At 66.9% G+C, this 19,963-nt stretch carries 17 protein-coding genes and 1 other RNA gene; 9 read left to right on the forward strand and 9 right to left on the reverse strand.

The window, feature by feature from the left end; translation table 11 throughout:
• Positions 1-17 precede the first annotated feature (17 nt).
• Positions 18-1,493: an efflux transporter outer membrane subunit gene (locus HL666_RS01845; protein ID WP_172179589.1), complete on the reverse strand. Its 1,476-nt coding sequence runs from the start codon at positions 1,491-1,493 to the stop codon at positions 18-20.
• Positions 1,494-1,722: 229 nt separating this feature from the next.
• Between HL666_RS01845 and HL666_RS01850 the strand changes: the two genes are divergently transcribed.
• Positions 1,723-2,490, forward strand: a complete 768-nt coding sequence (locus HL666_RS01850) for a response regulator (RefSeq protein ID WP_172111066.1) — start codon at positions 1,723-1,725, stop codon at positions 2,488-2,490.
• Positions 2,480-3,853 (forward strand): ATP-binding protein, encoded by a 1,374-nt coding sequence (locus HL666_RS01855; RefSeq protein WP_172179590.1) that lies wholly within the window; start codon positions 2,480-2,482, stop codon positions 3,851-3,853. Before HL666_RS01850 ends, HL666_RS01855 begins: the two co-directional genes overlap by 11 nt.
• Positions 3,854-3,932: 79 nt before the next feature.
• Here the strand turns inward: HL666_RS01855 and HL666_RS01860 are convergent, their stop codons facing one another.
• On the reverse strand, positions 3,933-4,712 hold the full coding sequence (locus HL666_RS01860) for a DUF2147 domain-containing protein (protein ID WP_172179591.1): 780 nt from the start codon (positions 4,710-4,712) through the stop codon (positions 3,933-3,935).
• 224 nt (positions 4,713-4,936) lie between these two features.
• On the reverse strand, positions 4,937-5,086 hold the full coding sequence (locus HL666_RS01865) for a hypothetical protein (protein WP_172131683.1): 150 nt from the start codon (positions 5,084-5,086) through the stop codon (positions 4,937-4,939).
• 38 nt (positions 5,087-5,124) lie between these two features.
• On the opposite strand from HL666_RS01865, the gene HL666_RS01870 reads away from it, so the two are divergent.
• Both HL666_RS01870 and HL666_RS01875 read left to right on the forward strand, forming a co-directional pair.
• Entirely contained in the window at positions 5,125-6,327 is a 1,203-nt protein-coding gene (locus tag HL666_RS01870; protein WP_172179592.1) for an extensin-like domain-containing protein, read from the forward strand.
• Between the two features lie 284 nt (positions 6,328-6,611).
• Entirely contained in the window at positions 6,612-6,857 is a 246-nt protein-coding gene (locus HL666_RS01875; protein ID WP_172111061.1) for a hypothetical protein, read from the forward strand.
• On the opposite strand, the gene HL666_RS01880 is transcribed toward HL666_RS01875, so the two are convergent.
• The gene (locus HL666_RS01880; RefSeq protein WP_172179593.1) at positions 6,858-7,472 is read right to left on the reverse strand and encodes a class I SAM-dependent methyltransferase; all 615 of its coding nucleotides are present in this window, start codon (positions 7,470-7,472) and stop codon (positions 6,858-6,860) included.
• 162 nt (positions 7,473-7,634) lie between these two features.
• Positions 7,635-9,983, reverse strand: coding sequence for a TonB-dependent receptor (locus tag HL666_RS01885; RefSeq protein WP_172180175.1), 2,349 nt, complete (start codon positions 9,981-9,983; stop codon positions 7,635-7,637).
• 188 nt (positions 9,984-10,171) lie between these two features.
• Here HL666_RS01885 and nikR point away from each other — a divergent pair, with 188 nt between their 5' ends.
• Positions 10,172-10,669 carry a nickel-responsive transcriptional regulator NikR gene (nikR, locus tag HL666_RS01890; protein ID WP_172111059.1) on the forward strand — a complete coding sequence of 166 codons (498 nt, stop codon included), beginning with the start codon at positions 10,172-10,174 and terminating at the stop codon, positions 10,667-10,669.
• 261 nt (positions 10,670-10,930) lie between these two features.
• On the opposite strand, the gene HL666_RS01895 is transcribed toward nikR, so the two are convergent.
• From HL666_RS01895 to HL666_RS01905, 3 genes are all read right to left on the reverse strand, one after another.
• Positions 10,931-11,491, reverse strand: a complete 561-nt coding sequence (locus tag HL666_RS01895; protein WP_172131686.1) for a dihydrofolate reductase family protein — start codon at positions 11,489-11,491, stop codon at positions 10,931-10,933.
• Positions 11,492-12,120: 629 nt separating this feature from the next.
• Positions 12,121-12,423: a hypothetical protein gene (locus tag HL666_RS01900; RefSeq protein ID WP_172131687.1), complete on the reverse strand. Its 303-nt coding sequence runs from the start codon at positions 12,421-12,423 to the stop codon at positions 12,121-12,123.
• 450 nt (positions 12,424-12,873) lie between these two features.
• Positions 12,874-13,512 carry a TetR/AcrR family transcriptional regulator gene (locus HL666_RS01905; RefSeq protein WP_172111056.1) on the reverse strand — a complete coding sequence of 213 codons (639 nt, stop codon included), beginning with the start codon at positions 13,510-13,512 and terminating at the stop codon, positions 12,874-12,876.
• A 189-nt stretch (positions 13,513-13,701) separates the two neighbouring features.
• On the opposite strand from HL666_RS01905, the gene HL666_RS01910 reads away from it, so the two are divergent.
• From HL666_RS01910 to HL666_RS01920, 3 genes are all read left to right on the forward strand, one after another.
• Entirely contained in the window at positions 13,702-15,021 is a 1,320-nt protein-coding gene (locus tag HL666_RS01910) for an HlyD family secretion protein (protein WP_172179594.1), read from the forward strand.
• A 235-nt stretch (positions 15,022-15,256) separates the two neighbouring features.
• Positions 15,257-16,846, forward strand: coding sequence for a DHA2 family efflux MFS transporter permease subunit (locus HL666_RS01915; RefSeq protein ID WP_172179595.1), 1,590 nt, complete (start codon positions 15,257-15,259; stop codon positions 16,844-16,846).
• Positions 16,847-17,166: 320 nt separating this feature from the next.
• Complete coding sequence (locus HL666_RS01920; RefSeq protein ID WP_172179596.1) at positions 17,167-18,984, forward strand: ABC transporter ATP-binding protein; 1,818 nt, start codon at positions 17,167-17,169, stop codon at positions 18,982-18,984.
• Positions 18,985-19,029: 45 nt separating this feature from the next.
• Here the strand turns inward: HL666_RS01920 and rnpB are convergent.
• Positions 19,030-19,469, reverse strand: an RNA gene (rnpB, locus tag HL666_RS01925) — RNase P RNA component class A.
• 139 nt (positions 19,470-19,608) lie between these two features.
• Between rnpB and HL666_RS01930 the strand changes: the two genes are divergently transcribed.
• Positions 19,609-19,962, forward strand: a complete 354-nt coding sequence (locus HL666_RS01930; protein ID WP_172179598.1) for a YciI family protein — start codon at positions 19,609-19,611, stop codon at positions 19,960-19,962.
• Position 19,963: the final 1 nt, after the last annotated feature.

Here is a 19,963-nt window from a genome sequence, read left to right on the forward strand (position 1 = left end):
CGGGTTAACGCAAGGAGTCACTTCGGCGCGATGGCTTGCGCCAGATGCGGACCGGTGTTGTCGTCGACGACGATGGGCATCGAGCTGTCCAAGGCGCCGGTCCAGCCGCCGCCGAGCGCCTTGGCCAGCGCCACGTAGTTCTTCGCCAGCGTGGCGCGGCTGGCGAGCAGGCTGTCCTCGGCGGTGAATTGCGAACGTTCGGCGTCGAGCACGTCGAGGAAGGTGCTGGATCCAGTCTGGTACAGCGAGCGCGACAGCTTGGCGGCCTCGCCATAGCGGCGCGCCGATTCCGTCAGGCTGCGGATGCGGGTGCGCTCCTGGGCGAGACTGACGATGGCATTCTCGACATCCTCCAGGGCGGTCAGCACCGCGCTCTGCCAGGCGACGTGATACTCGTCGCGCTGGGCCTGCGCGATCTCGACCGCCGCCTGCAGCTTGCCGCCGTTGAAGATCGGCAGCGACACGCTCGGGCCGATCGACCAGCCGATGGTCGAGCTCTTGCCGAGATCGCCGAGTTTGAGCGCCGTGGTCGAGACCGAGCCCGTGAGGCTGACGTCCGGATAGAGCGCAGCCGTGGCTTGTCCGATCTTGGCGGTATATTGCGCGAGCTGCCGCTCGGCCTTGCGCACATCGGGCCGCATCACCAGCACGTCGGCCGGGATGCCCTTCGGCAGCGGCAGTCGCGGCGACGGGATCGCCGTGGCGCGCGCCAACCTCAGGCTGAGCGCGGTCGGGTCGCGGCCGAGCAGCACGCCGAGCCGGTGCACCGCCTGCTGATAGCTGCTCTCATAGGTCGGGATGGTCGCTTCCGTGCTGGCGGCGAGCGCGCTCGCCTTGGCGGTATCGACGGCCGAGGCCGAGCCGGCGTTCTGCTTGCGCTCGGTCAGCGCGGCGGTCTCGCGCTGCGAGGCGGCGGTGCGCTTGGCCAGCGCCACCCGGGCCTGATAGGCCCGCGCATCGATGTAGTTGGAGGCGACATCGCCGATCAAGGTGAGCAAGGTCGCGCGCAGATCGTCCTCGGCGGCGTCGATGCCGTAGCCGGCGGCTTCGACGGCGCGGCGATTGGCGCCGAACAAATCGAGCTCCCAGCTGGAGTCGAAGCCGGCCTGGAACTGGCTGTATGTCGTCGGGGCGATCGCGATGCCGCTCGCGGAGGTGCCCGCGCTGCGGGTCTCGGTCGCCGAGCCCGTGCCGCTCACGCTCGGAAACAGCGCGCCTATCGCCTGGCGCTGCGTGGCGCGCGCCTCGCGGATGCGCGCCTTGGCGGCCGCGACGTCGAGATTGCCGCCGACGGCTTCGCCGATCAGCTGATCGAGCAGGGCGTCGCCGAAGCCGCGCCACCAATGCGCGAGCCGCAGCGTCTGCGCCGGCTGGCGGCGGTCGCTGCTCCAGGTCTGCGGCGTGCCGAAATCCGGCTTGACGTAGTCCGGGCCGACGGCGCAACCGGCGAGCAGCGGGGTGGCGAGGCAGAAGGCAAGCAGGATGGGCTTCACGGGATTGATGCGATCGCGGTTCGGAAGCGGGCCGTGCCGGCCGGTTGGCCACGCCGCAGGACTTCCCTGTTGATGTCGTCTGATGGCAGGGACGGTAGGCGGGATGCCGATTGCGCAGGATTAAGTCGCGTGAAGAAATGTTTCCGCCTTAACAATACAGCTTGATTTCGCCACGATCCGACGCCGCTTCGGGCTGTTCATTTGGGCTAAAATCGACCATGTTCCGCGCATGATGTCGTCACACAATACCGTCGTGGCAGCAGACGCGAACATGCCGGCAGCCGCGCGCATCCTCTGCGTCGAGGACGATCGCGAGATCGCGGCACTGCTCACCGAGCTGCTGCAGGAGCACGGCTTCGCGCCGCGCTTCGTCGCCTCGGCGGCGGCGATGAACGATGTCCTGCAGCGCGAGCAGGTCGATCTCATCATGCTCGACCTGATGCTGCCGGACGAGGACGGCATGAGCATCTGCCGCCGCCTGCGCCAGATCTCGACCGTGCCGATCATCATGGTGACGGCGAAGGGCGAGGACATCGATCGCATCCTCGGCCTCGAGCTCGGCGCCGACGACTACGTCGTCAAGCCGTTCAATCCGCGCGAGCTGGTGGCGCGCATCCGCGCGCTGCTGCGCCGCTCGCAGCTGCATCCCGCTGTGATCGCAGCGCGGCAGGCGGCGATGAGCTTCGACGGCTGGCGCATCGAGCCGGCGACGCGCACGCTGTTCGATCCCGACCGCGTCAAGATCACCCTGACCAGCGCCGAGTTCGACATCCTGCTGACGTTCTGCCGCAATGCCGGTCGCGTGCTGTCGCGCGAGCAACTGATCGAGCAGGCGCATGGCGGCCAGGCCGGACCGGTCGAGCGCAGCATCGACGTCCACATCAGCCGCATCCGCCAGAAGATCGAGCCGGGCGCCAGGAGCTGGAGCATGATCAAGACCGTGCGCCTCGGCGGCTATGTCTTCACGCCAAAGGTCGAGACCATCGATGAAGCCTGACAGCAAGACGTGCCCGCGGCTCGGCCTCACCACCCAGATCGTGACCTTGGCGTCGCTGTCGTTGCTGTTCGGCATGGTCGTGATGATCGCCGCAGCGCTGCTGTTTCTCGATCCGCCGGACGAGCAGGAATCCCCGGCCTACGGTATCGCCCGCGTCGCCGAGGCCGTGCATTTCGTGCGCGCCGCGAACGACCCCGTGGCGGTCGAGAGCAGCCTGTCGAGCCTGCGCAGCTCCGGCATCCAGGTCGAGCTGGTGCCGCTGACCGCGCTCACGCTGCTGGCCAAGCCGGTGCGCAACGTGCCCTTGACCTCGAAGCTCGCCCGCCGTCAGCTCGCCGTGTTGCGCGACATCACCATGCTGCACGGCGTCGGCTACGGCGCGGCGCCGCCGACCCAGATCATTGTCCAGGTCGACGGCGAGCGCGCGCTGGTGTTCGACGACGTGCCCCGGCTGGACTTCTGGCCGATGGTGGTCAAGCCGACGATGGTGTTCCTGTTCCTGATCCTGATCCTCGGCGTGCTGCTGTCGATCTATGCAGCGCGGGCGATCATCCGGCCCTTGTCGGAGATGGCGCGCGCAGCGGCCGCGTTCGGCCGCTCGCCGGGCGCGCAGGAGCCGCTCAGCGGACGGGGTCCGCGGGAGATCGCCCAGGTCGCCGAGGCGCTCAACGACATGCAGGCGCGCATCCGCGCGCTGCTCGACGACCGCACGCGGATGCTGGCCGCGATCAGCCACGACCTGCGCACGCCGCTGACGCGGCTGCGGCTGCGCTCGGAGCGCATCGGCCAGGCCGACATGCGCAGCGCGATGCTGCGCGACATCGACCAGGTCAGCCGCATGCTCGACGAGACGCTCGATTACCTGCGCGACGACACCAAGGCCGAGCAGCCGGCGCGGATCGAGCTGTCGAGTCTGCTCGAGACCATCTGCTGCGACTTCGCTGATGTCGGCCACGCGGTCACCTATCATGGGCCGCAGCGCCTGGTCTGCGAGGGCCGGCCACGGGCACTGTCGCGCGCCGTCACCAACGTGGTCGAGAACGCCGTCAAGCACGGCAACGAGGTCATCGTCAGCCTGTCGGCGGTGGTCGACGGCATGATCGCCATCGAGGTCGCCGATGACGGCCCGGGCATTCCCCAGGCGCTGCAGGCGCGCGCGCTGGAGCCGTTCGTCAAGCTCGACCAGGCCCGCTCCGCCGGCGGCTTCGGCTTGGGCCTGTCGATCGCGCAGGAGATCATGAAGAAGCACGACGGCGGCATCGCCTTGATGCCGAACACGCCGTGCGGCCTGCGGGTCCGCCTGTCGCTGCCGCTGCGGGCGGTGATGCCGGCAGCCGCGGCAATCCCGGCCAAGGTGGCGTGAGCCGTGCGCCGAGCGAGAAGCGCCCCGCCGGTGCTTGATCCCGGCAGGGCTCCGGCGTCGCTGACGTCGAGGGACGGCGTCAGCTCACGCGTTTCCAGGTCTGGCCGCCGCAGAACAGGCCGCCGAAGGCGCAACCCTGGACCCGCAGCGTGTTCGGGTTCTTGAGCACCACGGTCGAGTCGTAGTTGCCGCCGCCGTCGGGATCATGGATGCGGCCGACCCATTTGCTGTCCTTCGGCTTCATGTTGATCAGGATCTTCTCGCGCGTCTTCTCGGCGTAGCCGCAGATGTTGGGACCGCACGGCTCGATCACGACATTGCCTTTGCCGCCCTCCGTGGCCCACAGGCCGAGCGGCGAGTTCGGGTCTGCGGCCGGTGCGGGCTGAGCGGCCGGCGCGGCGGCAACGGTCGTCGGCACGGGCGCAGGGGCCGGCGCCGCAGCGACCGGTGGCGGCGCTGCCACCGTCGCGGTCGAGGTGACGGGCGCCGGCGGCACCGGCATCTGCACCGTTGCGGGGGGGGCGACCGGAGCAGGGGCGGCCGGCGCCGCGACGGCGGGCGCGGCTGCGACGGCCGCGGGCGTGTTGACGACGGGAGAAGGTGCGACGGGAGCTGCCGCCGCAGGCGCGGCGGCTGCCGGTGCCGCCGCGCTCGTCGCCGGCGCATCGTCATCGTCGAGCTTGGATTTCAGCCCGCTGAGATCGATGCCGGACACCTGCAGGCAGGACAGCGACTGGCAATTGCGCGGTACGGTGACGCGGATCTTGCGGCCGTCGAAATCGAACGCGATCGAGCTGCCGGCCTGCGCGGCGCTGCTGGCGATCAGAATGGCGGCTGCGGCCAGAAACACGGACTTCATGGATGGAGCTCCCTCGGGCGGCGTCGTGAACCTGAGGGAACTCTTAAGGGGGCTGGAACCCACCGGTCTGTGATGCAGGTCACCGTCGCGTCTGCGCCGATCGGGCGACGCGGCCGGTCACGCGCGCGTCAAGCGCAGCGGCTTCTAGACCAGCCCGATCACGATTGCGCCAACGAAGGCAAACGCAGCATACGCGACCATCGTGCTCAACCGACCAGCAGGGGTCATGACACGGCTCCCGTTCTCAGCGTTTTTCGGACTGCGGCGAAGATTAACATGTCCGCATCGGCAGAAAAGACAGCGCCGCTGCCGCTTGCGCGGGTTTCGATCAGCTCGCGAGCCGCGATGGTTTCCGCACCGTCAACGGACGGCATTGACAGCTCCTTAAGCAAATTGCCGCAAACCTCTGCAGATGACGCGCGGAGTTCGTTTGTATCTCGTCGGCTCCATCGTCCTTGTCTCGCTTGCGGGTTGCGGCCGTGGATTCTTCCAGGAGCGCGAGCCGTGGCGGGCCGAGGCCGAGATCGCCTGCCTGAAATCAGGGGCCGTGAAGGAGAGTGCGGACATCGTCCGTATCGATCCGATCTCCGGCCCGGGCATGTGCGGCGCCGACTATCCACTCAAGGTCGCGGCGCTCGGCGAAGCCACCGCGACCTACGGCTTTGCCGACGAGAGCCTGCGTCCTCCGGCAACGATCGGCGGCCAGCCGCGCTGGCCGATCAACCGGTCGGCGCCGGGCTATTCACCGCCCACCACCTATCAGCCGCCAGCAGCGCCACCGCCGAGCTATCCGTCGTCGACCTATTCGTCGTCCAGCGTGGCGCCGCGCGCGCCATCCTATGGCGCACCCGCCGGTGCGCCGCTGCAGCTCGAGCCGCCGGCCGGCGAGGACGACGTCAACCTGCCGCCCGACGGCTCCTATCCCGCTTCGCCCTACCGCACGCAGCCTGCCACTCCGCGATCGGCCTATCCGCAGCAGCCGGAGGCGCCGCCGCGGCTCGGCCCGTCGCGCGATCCGGTCGGCACGGTCGGCCCCGTCGCGGTCAAGCCGACGGCGACGCTCGCCTGTCCGATCGTCTCGGCGCTGGACCGCTGGATCGCGGAGTCGGTGCAGCCGGCGGCGCAGCGCTGGTTCGGCACCAAGGTCGTCGAGATCAAGCAGATCTCGGCCTATTCCTGCCGGGGCATGAACGGCAATCCCAGCGCGCATATTTCCGAGCACGCGTTCGGCAACGCGCTCGACATCTCCGCCTTCATGCTCGCCGACGGCCGCCGCATCACCGTCAAGGACGGCTGGATTGGATTGCCGGAGGAGCAGGGCTTTCTGCGCGACATCCAGGGCGGGGCGTGCCAGCAGTTCACCACGGTGCTGGCGCCGGGTTCGAACGTCTATCACTACGACCACATCCATGTGGACCTGATGCGCCGCGCCAGCCGGCGGCTGATCTGCCAGCCTGCCGCGCAATCCGGCGAGACGGTCGCCGCCCGCGCCCAGCAGCGCCGCTACGGCTACGGCCAGCGCGAGCCGGATGTCACCAGCTCCATCGCGCCGCGCAAGCAGGCCAAGTCGATCGGCCAGCTGATCAACGAGGAAGACGAGTTCCGGGATTATTGAGAACGAGGCGAATGGCGAGCGGTGAATCGGGAACGTTCACCTCGCTGCTCGCTATTCGCCACTCGCTCGCGCGGCTGTGTGCGGCTGTGGATTTCTCGCCCCGGTAAGCGCCCTTGCGCGCCATCTGTCCCGCTGCGGAACGCAAATGCAGTCGGAGCGCGCGGCGCGTTAGGATTCCCTTCACCAGCTTCGTCGTCCGCCATTGGCCGACACTAGACCTGCCACAGTCGCCAGGAACAAGGCGCGCGGGGTCCTGGTTGCAGGCGGGATTGGGAGTGGCGGAGATGGCATTGTATCGCATCAGGGCGATTGGCTCAGGCTTCGAGGTCGGCACCGAAGAGCAGCCGGTTCTGGTGTGCCGCTCGCTGAAGATCGCGCGCCGCGCCGTCGCCGACGCGCAGCGGCTGGAGCGGATGCCGCCGAGGCCAATCCCGTGGCGGGTGTCGCCGGGTGCGCCGGCGGCCGCAGCGGACGATGTCGCGGATCATGAGATCGCGATCGTGGCGGATGGTCCGCCTTTGTGCTGCTGACTAACAGGCTTGGAACCGGCAGAACTGGAATTTCTGCACCGAGCCCCACGGCGTGCGATGCGCCTCGGTGCAGTTGTCTTGCAGCACGAAGCCGGTGCCGAGCGTTCCGGCGAGACTCTGGGCATCGTAGCGCACGACCGGCAGCCCGCTGCATTTCTCCGGACCATCGAGGGCAAAGGTGCCGATGATCACGGCGCCGCCGGGCACGACGGCGCTGCGCAGCTGCACGACATAGGCTTCACGATCGACAGCGTCGGTGAGGAAGTGGAACGCGGCGCGATCGTGCCAGACGTCATAGCTCGCTTGCGGCCTCCAGCGCGTGACATCCGCCGCGATCCAGCCGACGGTTGCCGCAGGCGCACCGAGCCGGGCGCGCGCCGCCGCCAGCGCTGCTTCGGAAATGTCGAGCACAGTCAGCGCGCCATAGCCCGCCGTCAGCAGCGCATCGACCAGCCGCGAGGCGCCGCCGCCAACGTCGATGATGCGCGATGAAGGCCCGGCGCCGGCCTCGCGGATCAGCCGCAGCGACGTCGCCGGCTCGTCCTGATGCCAGCTGACCTCGGTCTCGGTCTTGGTGGTGTAGACGGTCTGCCAATGGGCGGTGCGGTCGGTCACGGTGGGCTCTGGATGTCTCGGCGCAGCGTGCGAGGATAGCACGAGCCGAGCCGCGGCGTGCGATGGCGGCCGGGCGGGGAGCGGAACAGCCGCCACTCGTCGTCATCCGGGTTCAAGGCCCGCGGCCTTGCCGCGGAATGACGGTGGGGGCACCGCGTTGGATTAGAACGTCCCCGCCACCGTCACCCGGAATGTCAGCGGCTCGATCGGGTGCAGCACGCGGTCCATCACGCCGGTCTGGCAGACCTGCGCCGGCACGCCTGTCGGCGCGCTGCCGTAGCAGTCCTTGTAGAGCTGGTCGGTCGGCAGCAGCGAGCCGTAGCCGTAGGAGATCTGGCTGGCCTTGGTGTTGAGCAGGTTCAGCACGTCGAGCTGGATGCGCCAGCCATTGGCGTCGCGGAAGCCGATGCGGCCGTTGAACACGCTGGTCGCGGTCGAGCGGAAGTAGTTGTCCTCGGTCAGCGGCGTCGATCCGAGATAGCGCCAGCGCAAGGACCCGAACCAGCCGGTCTTCTCGCCCAGTGTGATGCCGGCCGAGGCGATCATCGACGGCGCGTTGGGGATGTAATTGCCGGGCGCGTTGCCGCGCAGCACCTCGGCCGTCGCGCCGGCTGCGACGGCCGCGACGAGCTGGTTATAGGTGTCGGCCTGGCCGTCGTCGGAGCCGACGAAGCGGGCATGCGTCATCGCCAGATCGGCATCGATGTCGATCCACGACGCCGGGCGGTAATGGTTGGTCAGCTCGAAGCCATAGCGCCGGCTCGGCCGGCTCGCCTCGGTGTTGCCGGCATCGCCGGAGAACAGGATCTCGGAGTCCTGGTTGAGCATGAACAGGCTGAGCGACGAGTCGAGCCCCGGGATGATGCGCGTGCGAACGCCGACCTCGGCGCCCTTGGTGCGCACCAGAAGGGGCGAGGAGTCGATCCTGGTGCTCGGCGCAGTCGGATCGTCCGTGGTGGTGGCGCCGCGGGCGTCGTTGCTGTGCATGCCATAGCCGGCGCCGACGAAGAACTCGGTCTTGTTGAACGGCCCGATCACCATCCTGAATTTCGGACTGCCGAGGCTGGCTGCAGCATCGCCGGTGTTGTTGCCGTTGGTCAGCGAATACACGTGGGTCTGATAATAGTCGCCGCGATAGCCGACCGTGGTGCGCAGCCAGTCGGTCCAGCGCACGGTGTTCTCGACATAGAGCCCGACGCTGCCTTCACCGACCTTGTCGGCGCGAACGATGCCGGTTTCATTTTGATCGATGTCGGAGAGCAGCACCCGCTGACGGGTGTTGGTCAGCGCCAGCGCGATGTCGTCATAGCGCGTCTGGATCCCGATCGTCGTCTCCATCGGCCGCCCCGCGAAGCTGCCGTTGATTGTCCGCGACGCGTTGGCGCCGAGCATCAGCCGGTCGTCGTGCTGGTGAAACTGATCGCCGTAGGTCGGGTTGCTGAGCGCATAGGTGAAGTTGTTGTAGAGATCGAGCTGGCTCTTGACCACATAGGCGTTGGCCTTCCAGGAGCCGGCGTCGTCGGTGCCGGCAATGCGGCCTGACAGCGCGAAGCGGTTGGTCTTGCCGCCGTCGGTCGGATCGTACGCGTCGTAGCGGCCGAGATCGCCCAAGGTGATCGCACGCTCCGGCACCTGGTCGGTCGAGGTCCAGCGGTTTGCATAGGCCATGCCGGTGATGGAGAAGCCGTCGGTCGCGGTGCCCTGCGAGTAGCGCATCAGGCCGTTGATCTTCTTGGCATCGTCGGGCGTGGTCCAGGGACCGTCATAGCGGCCGGCTTCGCCGGCAATCAGGAGGTGGCCGTCGCCGACATGCACCGAGTCCATGCCGAAGAAACGGCGATAGCCGAAGCTGCCGGCCGTCATCTGCGCGATCGCCTTGGGTACGCTGTCGATCAGGCCGATATGGACACTTCCCACCGAGGCGAAGTCGCCTTCGTCGGCGAAGTAGGGGCCCTTGCGGACGTCGACCCGGCCGATCGTCTCCGGCATCAGCCAGTTCAGATCGGCGTAGCCCTGGCCGTGCGCATGGGTGCGCATGTTGACCGGCACGCCGTCGACGAACAGCGCGAGGTCGGTGCCGTGATCGAGATTGTAGCCGCGCAGGAAATACTGGTTGGCTTTGCCTTCGCCGGAATGCTGCGTGACGATCAGGCCGGGCACCGCCTCCAGCACCTCGCCGGGACGCGTCGCCGGGCGCGCGTTGATCTCCTCGCCGGTAATCACTGTCTCGCTCGCCATGTCCCGCGGGCGTGCCGCGCCTGAGCCGACACTGGGCGCTCCGGAAGGCGCCGAGGCCGCTGCGGCTGTCGCTGCTGGCGTTGCGCCGGCGCGCGGGCGTGCTGCGCCGGGTTTCGGCTGTTGCGCCGCGCGTCGTGCCTGCGGCTTGGCGGTTCGCTTGGGCGCATCGACATCGACGGTTGGCAATTCGGCGGGGGCACGCTCCGGATGGGCCTCCGCCTGCTGCGCCAATGCCGCCATCAGCACCCCAACACTCGCTCCACGCCACCGCATCGTCGCCACGCGCCTCGATCTCACCATCGGGCGTGCACCGTCGTTGGCCGCGAGCCCTCATTGGCCGGCGGCACGCGCGCTTGGATCGCCCCACTGTCGAGTGTTAAAGAACGCTAAGGTGACACCGGTATGATGTCAACGTGGAAACATCATACTTCGACGACACTGTTGCCGCCGGGAGACGATGCATGCAGCGCCTGACGATCACCATCGACGACGATCTGCTCGCGGAGGTTGACGCCTTCATGGCGACGCGCGGCTACGACAATCGCTCGGAGGCGTTTCGCGACCTGCTTCGCAGCGGGCTCGAGAGCGCCGACAATGTCGGCACCGACAGCCGTGCCTGCATTGCGACGCTGAGCTACGTCTACGACCATGCTGCGCGCGAACTACCGAAGCGGCTGACGCAGGAGGCGCACGATCATTCCGGCCTCGCCCAGGCCACCCTGCACGTTCACATCGACCAGGAGAGCTGCCTCGAAGTCACCGTGCTCAAGGGCGAGAGGGGCGAGGTCAAGGCCTTCGCCGACCACGTCATCGCCGAACGCGGCGTCCGCCACGGTCACGTCGCGATGATGCCGATCGAGGCGGCGGTCGGGCATGGGCACGCGCAGAGTCATTCGCACAGCCATAGCAGCAGCCACAGCCATTCACACTCCCACACGACCAAGAGTGCGAAGAAGTAGACGCCTCCTGGCCGCCACACACTCGGCCGTCATGCCCGCGGAGGCGGGCATCCAGCACGCCGCGGCCTGTCGGCGCTATCGCAACCGACTCGGCGTACTGGATCGCCCGGTCAAGCCGGGCGATGACCGTTGAGGTCGACGCGCAGACCTTGCCCACTCACGTCATTGCGAGGCGCCTTGCGCCAACGCAGGGTACTTTGGGCAAAGGCGCGTCTGCGATGCTCATGAGGTACGTATCGCGCCGTGCCCGCCGCAACGCGGCTAGCATTCAGATTTGGCAGGGACGTACGTCAACCTGATCACGTCCTCTCCAATGCGATCGCTGGCCACCAGTCGGAGCCGCGGCTGTGGGCCAACGAAGAATGGCCGGCCGTGACCAAGCACGACGGGATGAAGGAAGAGTTGGTACTCATCGATCAGCCCAAGCCTGGTCAGGCTCGCCGCCAGCTTCGGCCCGCCGACCTCGATCTCGCCGACGAGATCGGCCTTCAGCTTTCGTACGGCATCGACATCGTCGCCGATCAACGTCGCATTCGGCCCCACCGATTCAAGCGAACGCGACACCACCCATTTCGGCATGGTCCGCCACGCTTCCGCGAACGCCTGCAGATCGCCGCCCATCGCCGAGTCACCCTGCTCCCAATCGTTCCCATCCCAATAGCGCATCACCTCGTAGAGGCCGCGCCCATAGATGCTGCCGGCGGTTCTGCGCGTCTGCTCGATGAAGTATTTGAACATCACCGGATCGGGCGCGAACGCCTCGTGGTCGTGGTCGACGTAGCCGTCCAACGACATGTTCATTCCAAAGACGAGCTTGGCCATGGCGAAACGATATCACAGGGCCTCACAGGTACAAGCAATTGCCGCCACTCGCGCAGATGCAGCTGTTGGCCATCGCGGACCATCGGTTGGCTGCATCTGAGCAAGGAGTCTGCCCATACGCCCGCCGTGCGCCGACGCCGGCCGAGACGGTGGAACTGATGCTTCCCGCGAGACACCGCCTGAACCTGATTGCGCGCCACTCCGACTACGGGTGCAAGAAGCCGATAGCGTTGGCAGCGAAAAGACGCTCCGCGACCACAGCGTCACACAGGAGGACAGCTATGCGTATCATGACCGTGCTGATTCTGGCCCTAGCCCTTGCAGTGACGACCCTGCATTCCGAGCCGGCAGCTGCCCAGCCCGGCCCGCCGAAGAGAGCGGCTTCGACACGCCCGCCGGTTCCTTGCGATTGCAGCAATTGCAGCGCCCAGCACTGTGTTGGTGGTGGCGGCGGTATATTGATTTTAGGGGGCATGATGGGCGTTTCTCGCAGCCGCCCGGCAGGTCCGCATCAACAGTATCGCCGGCGCTGAGCTAAGTCGAGGTGAATGGAAACGGCAGTCGTGATGTCAGGAAGAGGCCTGTTCGGGCCTCTATGCTCCGGCCGTGGGCATGGCGCCGCTGCATCGTCACCTGCGGCTGCAGCGGAGCGAGGCGCCTTTGCCTCCTCCACGCCTTGCATCGTCCACCTCGTTGCGAGCGCACTTGCGCTGAGGCAACTCAGATTCGTGGTGCTGCCGCGGGATCGCATCGCTTTGCTCGCGCGACACCGCGCTGCGGCGGTCGCGCGCCAAAAACCGCGTGCGCGCAAAATCCAATTTCGTTCGTCCGATCAGACTGATTTGCCCTGTCCAGTCTTCCGGCGAAAAAGATTCTTGTTTCTTTTTTTCGGAAATCGTGTTTGTCTGTCGCCATCCTGTCTCGATCGGCAAGGGGCGTTTCGCGATCGTCACGAACGTGGGAGGCGGGGAGCGGTGGCCTGTCGGGAGCGCAGCGCGCTTATCGCGAGCGGACGAACGTTTCCGGCAGGACGATGAAGTCGTATGGTCCTGGCGCCCCGACGCTGGCGCTAAGTCGTTCGGTGATGATCCGGACGGCGACGGTGGCTACAAGCCCGGACACCGGGGAGAGTACGTATAAGTCGTAAGCCCATCGCGCAGGGAAGGCCGGGTGTTCTCGGCCAGACCTGTGGTACCTGCCGCCTGCATTTTTTTGAGCAGGCGGGCCACGGGCGCGGCCAGCGCCCGGCCTTCCCTGCACCCTCTGATCAAGACGAGGGTGATCCGATTGCAGAGCTCGGGCGTCATCCGCCGCGAGAAGGTGAGCGCATGTCCGATCGTGACGAGATCGTTGCCGCGCCGGCGGGCGTGCGGATCAGTCCGTCAGTTCTTCACGCCGTAGTGGGCCAGGAACATGCCCACGGCGCTGCCGATGACCTTGTGAACACGGTCGGGCGAGGGGGCCGGCTCGGCCTGGAAGATGAAGGGCAGGAAGAGCGTGGCCTGGCACATCTGTTGAAACTGCGAGGCCGCCAGATGACAGTCGTCGATGGCGAGTTCGCCGGCTTCGACGCGGGCCTGCAGATAGGCCGCCAGCCGGCTGATCGTGCCATTGAGCACGCATTCGTAGTAGCGGCGGCCGACGTCCGGCATGCGTTCGGCGATCGCCATCACGGTGCGGATCGCCGATCCGCCGCCCGGCCGGCACACCACCGCGATCCAGGCCTTGCCGAACTCGCCGAGAACCGTCGCAGCATCGCGATCCGGATCGAAGCTGAAATTCGAGGCGCCGCGATGCACGCTCTCCTCTTCGACGATGGCCTCGAACAGGCGGAATTTGTCGGCGAAGTAGACGTAGAGCGTGCCCTTCGAGACGCCGGCGACACGCGCGATCTCGCCCATGCTGGCGCCATCGAAACCCATGTCCATGAAGACCTTGCGAGCGCCTTCGAGGATCTGACGCCGTTTCGAGGAATCCTCGTCCTGCGTCACCTGGGTAGTGTTGTCGGCAGCATCAATCATTGGTTTAGGCTGTTCCCGAAGATTTGGCCGGCGCCAACGTCACACAAGCATCTGCGCGGATATGTTGCGGTAGCGAAGATATATATTGACCGAACGGTTCGGTCAATGATAGAAGTGGATTGACCGAACGGTTCGGTCGGATTTTTTGCGGGGCCGGGGCGGCTCCGTTGTCATGGGTGGGAGTGGCTGATGGCTGCTGCGAGAGAACAGGCTGTGCGGGCACGCCGTCCGGAATCGGAGGATGCGCTGGGCCAGGGGACACGCGAGGCGATCCGCACGCATGACGCTGCTCCGCGCAAGCCGGCCGATGCAAAGGCCGTCGAGCCGAAGGCCGACGTGACCACCGAAGCTCCGCTCGAGCTGCCGGCGGCGGCCCCGGCCGGAGAGAAGCCGCAGGCCGCGCCGGCTGCCCCGCCCAAATCCGGCAAGCGCAAGCGTGTGCTCGCCGGCATCGGCCTGCTGCTGGCGCTCGCCGTCGCTGGCTACGCCACGCATTATTTCTTGGTCGGCCGCTTCATGGTCTCGACCGACGACTCCTATGTCCGCGCCAACAACACCATGCTCGGCGCGCGCGTCTCCGGCCACATCCAGGAGATCGTGCCGCGCGACAATTCGGCGGTGCGCAAGGGCGACGTGATCTTCCGCATCGACGACGGCGACTACAAGATCGCGGTCGACGCCGCGCGCAGCAAGATCGCCACCCAGGAGGCGACCATCGCGCGCATCGGCCGTCAGGTCGCCGCGCAGCAGAGCGCGGTGGAGCAGGCGCAGGCCAATCTGACCTCCTCCGAGGCGGCGATGAAGCGCGCCGGGCTCGACTATGAGCGCCAGCAGGCGCTGAGCAGCAAGGGCTTCGCCTCGCACGCCACCTTCGAGCAGTCGGAAGCCGCGCGCGACCAGGGCATGGCCGCGGTCCGCGCCGCGCGCGCCGCCTTCGACGCTGCACGCGACAATGTCGAGGTGACCAAGGCGCAGCAGGCCGAGGCCCAGGCGCAACTCGCCGAGCTGAGGACCTCGCTCGCCAAGGCCGAGCGCGATCTCGAATTCGCCACCGTGCGCGCGCCTGTCGACGGCACGTTTTCCAACCGCCTTGTCAACACCGGCGATTTCGTCGCGGTCGGCCAGCGGCTCGGCAACGTCGTGCCGCTCGACGACGTCTTCATCGATGCGAACTTCAAGGAAACCCAGCTCAAGCGCATCCGTCCCGGCCAGCCCGTGACGATCAAGGTCGATGCCTATGGCGCTCGCGGCTTCAAGGGCGTGGTCGACAGCATCTCGCCAGCATCAGGCTCGGTGTTCACGCTGCTGCCGCCCGACAACGCCACCGGCAATTTCACCAAGATCGTGCAGCGCCTGCCGGTCCGCATCCGCGTGCCGAAGGAAGTGGCTCGGCAAAACCTGCTGCGCGCCGGCATGTCGGTCTACGTGACAGTCGACACCACCGACGGCGCCAAGGATGCCGACAACGACGCCGACCTCGACGCACCGGCGACGGTGCAGGGGAAGTAGTCAGCTGATTGGACGTTAAGGCTGCAGATATATCGATTCTGCAGTCGACGTTGAACGAAGATGCGTCGGCATCGACAGTGAGCTCCCTCCCCCCTTGTGGGGGAGGGTTGGGGAGGGGGGTACTCCGGGCGAGACCGCCGTTGGGGACCCCCACCCCCGACCCCTCCCCGCAAGGGGGAGGGGAGCGCACCATTTTTCGCGGCGCGGTCCTTGACCCAAGCGGACTAATTAGACCATGGCCACCGCAACCACAGCCAATCCCACCATGAGCGCGCCCGCGGCGCCGTCGGATCGCATTGCGCCGCGGCGGCTGTTTGCGTTCCTGATCATGGTGTTCGGCATGTTCATGGCGATCCTGGATATCCAGATCGTCTCGGCCTCGCTGAGCGAGATCCAGGCCGGGCTGTCGGCCAGCTCCAGCGAAGTCTCGTGGGTGCAGACCGCCTATCTGATCGCCGAGGTCATCGCGATTCCCCTGTCCGGCTTCCTGTCGCGCGCGCTCGGCACGCGGCTGCTGTTCGCGATCTCGGCGGCCGGCTTCACGATCTCGAGCTTCCTGTGCGGCTTCGCCTCCTCGATCGAGCAGATGATCGTGTGGCGCGCGCTGCAGGGCTTCCTCGGCGCCGGCATGATCCCGACCGTGTTCGCCTCGGCCTACACGGTGTTCCCGCGCTCCAAGTTCCACATCGTCGGCCCGATCATCGGCCTGGTCGCAACGCTGGCGCCGACGGTCGGCCCGACGGTCGGCGGCTACATCACCGATGCGATGTCGTGGCACTGGCTGTTCTTCGTCAACATCGTGCCGGGCGTCATCATCACGGCAGGCGTGCTGGCGCTGGTCGATTTCGACCAGCCGAACTTCGCGCTGCTCGACCGCTTCGACTGGTGGGGCCTGTTGTTCATGGCCGGCTTCCTCGGCTCGCTCGAATACGTGCTGGAGGAGGGGCCGCTGCATGAGTGGCTGCAGGATACGTCGGTCGCGGTCTGCGCCGCGGTCTGCGTGGTCTCGGCGGTCTGCTTCTTCTGGCGCGTGCTGACGGCGGACGAGCCGATCGTCGATCTAAGAACGTTCGGCGACCGCAATTTCGCGGTCGGCTGCCTGCTGCAGTTCTGCATCGGCATCGGCCTCTACGGCCTGACCTACATCTATCCGCGCTATCTCGCCGAGGTCCGCGGGTACAGCGCGCTGATGATCGGCGAGACGATGTTCGTCTCCGGCGTCACCATGTTCCTGATGGCGCCGGTGGTCGGCCGCCTGATGGTGAAGATCGACATGCGCCTGATCATCGCCTTCGGCCTCGTCATCTTTGCGATCGGCTCCTATCAGATGACCGGCATCACCCGCGACTATGATTTCTGGGAGCTGTTCCTGCCGCAGGTGCTGCGCGGCGTTGGCATGATGTGCGCGATGGTTCCGACCAACAACATCGCGCTCGGCACGCTGGCGCCGGAGCGCGTCAAGAATGCGTCGGGCCTGTTCAACCTGATGCGCAATCTCGGCGGCGCCGTCGGCCTCGCCGTGATCAACCAGGTGCTGAATGACCGCACCGACCTGCATATCTCCCGCCTGCACGAGCGGGTGACCTGGGGCAATGCGACCGCGGTCGAGACGCTGAACATGCTGCAGCAGAAGCTGCAGGGCATGGGCGACTCGGTGCTGATGGCGATGAAGCAGCTGACGCAGATCGTGCATCGCCAGGCCGTGGTGATGGGCTATGGCGACGCGTTCTTCATGCTGACCTGCTTCTACATCGCGCTCAGCTTCATGGTGATGCTGCTCAACAAGCCGAGCTCGCCGATGGCCGGCGGCGGCGACGCACATTGACGTGAGCGGCCCGCGCGGGGAGCGCGGGTTGCCAAATCATACCAGCGATGGTATGGAACACGAATTGTCGCTCGAACCGGGGAGATCTGCATGACCACATCGCATCTGCAGACCGCATGCACCCGGTCGATGCTCGCGTTGTCGACGCCTGTGCTTGTCACGCCCACGCGCTCGATGCCGGTCCTGGTGTTCCGCCGCTCGCATTGAGCGCCACCGCTTCACTTCCCAACGCCTGATCGTTCATTCGCAGACCGCGCGCCGCGTCGCCTCTGCTTCATTTGGAGCCGGCCTGTCGCCCGCGAGCGCGGCCGGATGATGCCATGACCCTCAACGTCTCCGGCCTGAAGGCCGACAAGCGTCCCGCCGCCATCCGCGTCGTGATCCCGTTCGTCACCCGTCACTGGCTGAAGCAGCCGCGCATGACCCTCGGCATCGCCGTGTGCTTGCTGGGCGCCACCGCCGCCGACCTGTTCATGCCGCTATTCTCCGGCAAACTCGTCGACGCGCTGACACTAGGCCCGGCAAATGCCGACGCGCGGCATAGCGCGCTGGTGGCGTTCGGCGCCATCGTGGCGCTCGGCTTCGCCTCGATCGTGCTGCGGCTGTCGGGACTGCAACTGATCGTGCCGTTCACCCTGCGCATCATGTCGGACGTGGCGCGCGAGGCCTTCGTGCGCGTGCAGCGCTTCTCGACCGACTGGCACGCCAACAGCTTCGCCGGCTCCACGGTGCGCAAGATCACAAGGGGCATGTGGGCGCTCGACCTCTACAACGACACCATCCTGCTGGCCCTGCTGCCGTCGCTCTCGGTGCTGCTCGGCTCGATGGTGCTGCTCGGCCTGCATTGGGGCGCGCTGGGCGCGGTGATCGCTGTCGGCGCCGTGCTGTACGTGGCGATGACGGTCGTGTTCTCGACCCGCTACATCGCGCCGGCCGCGCGCATCTCCAACGCCTGGGACACCAAGGTCGGTGGCACGCTGGCGGATGCCTTGAGCTGCAACGCCGTGGTGAAGTCGTTCGGCGCGGAAGCCCGCGAGGACGGCCGGCTGATGCGCGTCGTCAACCGCTGGTCCCGGCGCGTCAGCCGCACATGGCTGCGCTATAACACGACCGCCGCTGTGCAGCTCGGCGTGCTGCTGTGCCTGCGTTCGTCGGTCATCGGCGGCGCCGTGCTGCTGTGGATGGAGGGCCGGGCCTCGCCGGGCGACGTCACCTATGTGCTGACCAGCTACTACGTCATCCACGCCTATCTGCGTGATGTCGGCATGCACATCAACAACCTCCAGCGCGCGGTCAACGACATGGACGAGCTGGTGGCGATCCACGGCGAGCCGATCGGTATCGTCGATGCCGCCGATGCCAAGGCGATCGCGGTGACGGGCGGGCATATCGTGTTCGACGGCGTCACGTTCCACTATGGCGGCCATCGCGCCCCGCTGTACGACCGGCTGTCGGTGGACATCCGGCCGGGCGAGCGGATCGGGCTGGTTGGGCGCTCGGGCTCCGGCAAGACGACCTTCGTCAAGCTGGTGCAGCGGCTCTACGACGTCAGCGGCGGCCGGATCCTGATCGACGGGCAGGACATCGCCCATGCGAAGCAGGATTCGCTGCGCAGCCAGATCGCGATCGTGCAGCAGGAGCCGATCCTGTTCCACCGCTCGCTCGCCGAGAACATCGCCTATGGCCGGCCCGGCGCCAGCCAGGCGGAGATCGAGCAGGCGGCGCGGCTTGCCAATGCGCATGAGTTCATCATGCGCCTGCCCAAGGGCTATGGCACCCTGGTCGGCGAGCGCGGCGTCAAGTTGTCGGGCGGCGAACGGCAGCGGGTGGCGCTGGCGCGCGCCTTCCTGGCGGATGCGCGCGTGCTGATCCTGGACGAGGCGACCTCGAGCCTGGACTCGGAATCGGAGGCGCTGATCCAGGAGGCGATGGAGCGGCTGATGAAGGGCAGGACGGCGATCGTGATCGCACATCGTCTCGCGACGGTGCGCAGCCTCGACCGCATCCTGGTGTTCGACCGCGGCCGCATTGTCGAGCAGGGCAGCCACGCCACGCTGGTCGGCAAGCCGGGTGGGCTCTATCGCAGCCTGTTCGAGCGCCAGGCCATCGAGTTCAGCCAGCTCTCCGCCGCGGGGTGAGAAATGGTGAGGGGCCCGGCGCTATTGCGCCGAGCCCCTCATGAACATATCAGCCGGCCTGTAAGCCGGGTTCTGTAGGGCACCGCCAAGCTTGCGCATGACGATACGTGACGGCCATTCCTCTGGGATCGCGCTTGCGCGAGACCTCGGGCAACCTACCCGGACGGCGAGCCTGACATCGCTCCCGCGGACGTCATCGCCTGACACAAAGTGCCTTGGCGATTGTCTCCGCGTGGCCGTCCCTATTCGGTTTTGCTCCCGGTGGGGTTTACCATGCCGGTTCCGTTGCCGGTCCCGCGGTGCGCTCTTACCGCACCTTTTCACCCTTACTGCCTCCCTTGCGGGAAGAAGCGGTTCGTTCTCTGTGGCACTGTCCCTGGGGTCGCCCCCGCCGGACGTTATCCGGCACCGCATGTCGATGGAGCCCGGACTTTCCTCCCCGGCGGCCTTTCGGCACCTGCCGGAGCGGCCGTCCGGCCGACTGATGCGCTGTGAATGGGGCTTCGCAGCCGGCGCGTCAAGCCGTCGCCGGGCGGTCAAAAAATATTATCCTGCGCGTGTCGTTCCGCGTCGATGCCATTCGACTGGATGTCGGCGATCCAGCCGAAGAGAGGAGCAAGTCCGATGCAGTACCTGTTGATGATCTACCTGAACGAGGTCGAATACGCGAAGATGGAGAAGGAAGCCGAAGGCAAGATGCTCGCGGAGTATCAGGCCTTCACCCAATCGATCATCTCGAGCGGCAATTACAAGGGCGGTGACCGGCTGCAGCCGACCTCGACCTCCACGACCGTCCGGGTGCGCGACGGCAAGATCCTCACCACCGACGGACCCTTCGCCGAGACGCGCGAGCAGCTCGGCGGCTACTACATGATCGAGGCCAAGAACATCGACGAGGCGATCGGCATTGCCGCGCGCATTCCCGGCGCCCGACTCGGCTCGATCGAGGTCAGGCCCGTCTGGCAGTACAATCATTGAG

This window comes from Bradyrhizobium aeschynomenes, from assembly GCF_013178945.1.
In the GTDB taxonomy this organism is placed as follows: Bacteria; Pseudomonadota; Alphaproteobacteria; order Rhizobiales; family Xanthobacteraceae; genus Bradyrhizobium; species Bradyrhizobium aeschynomenes.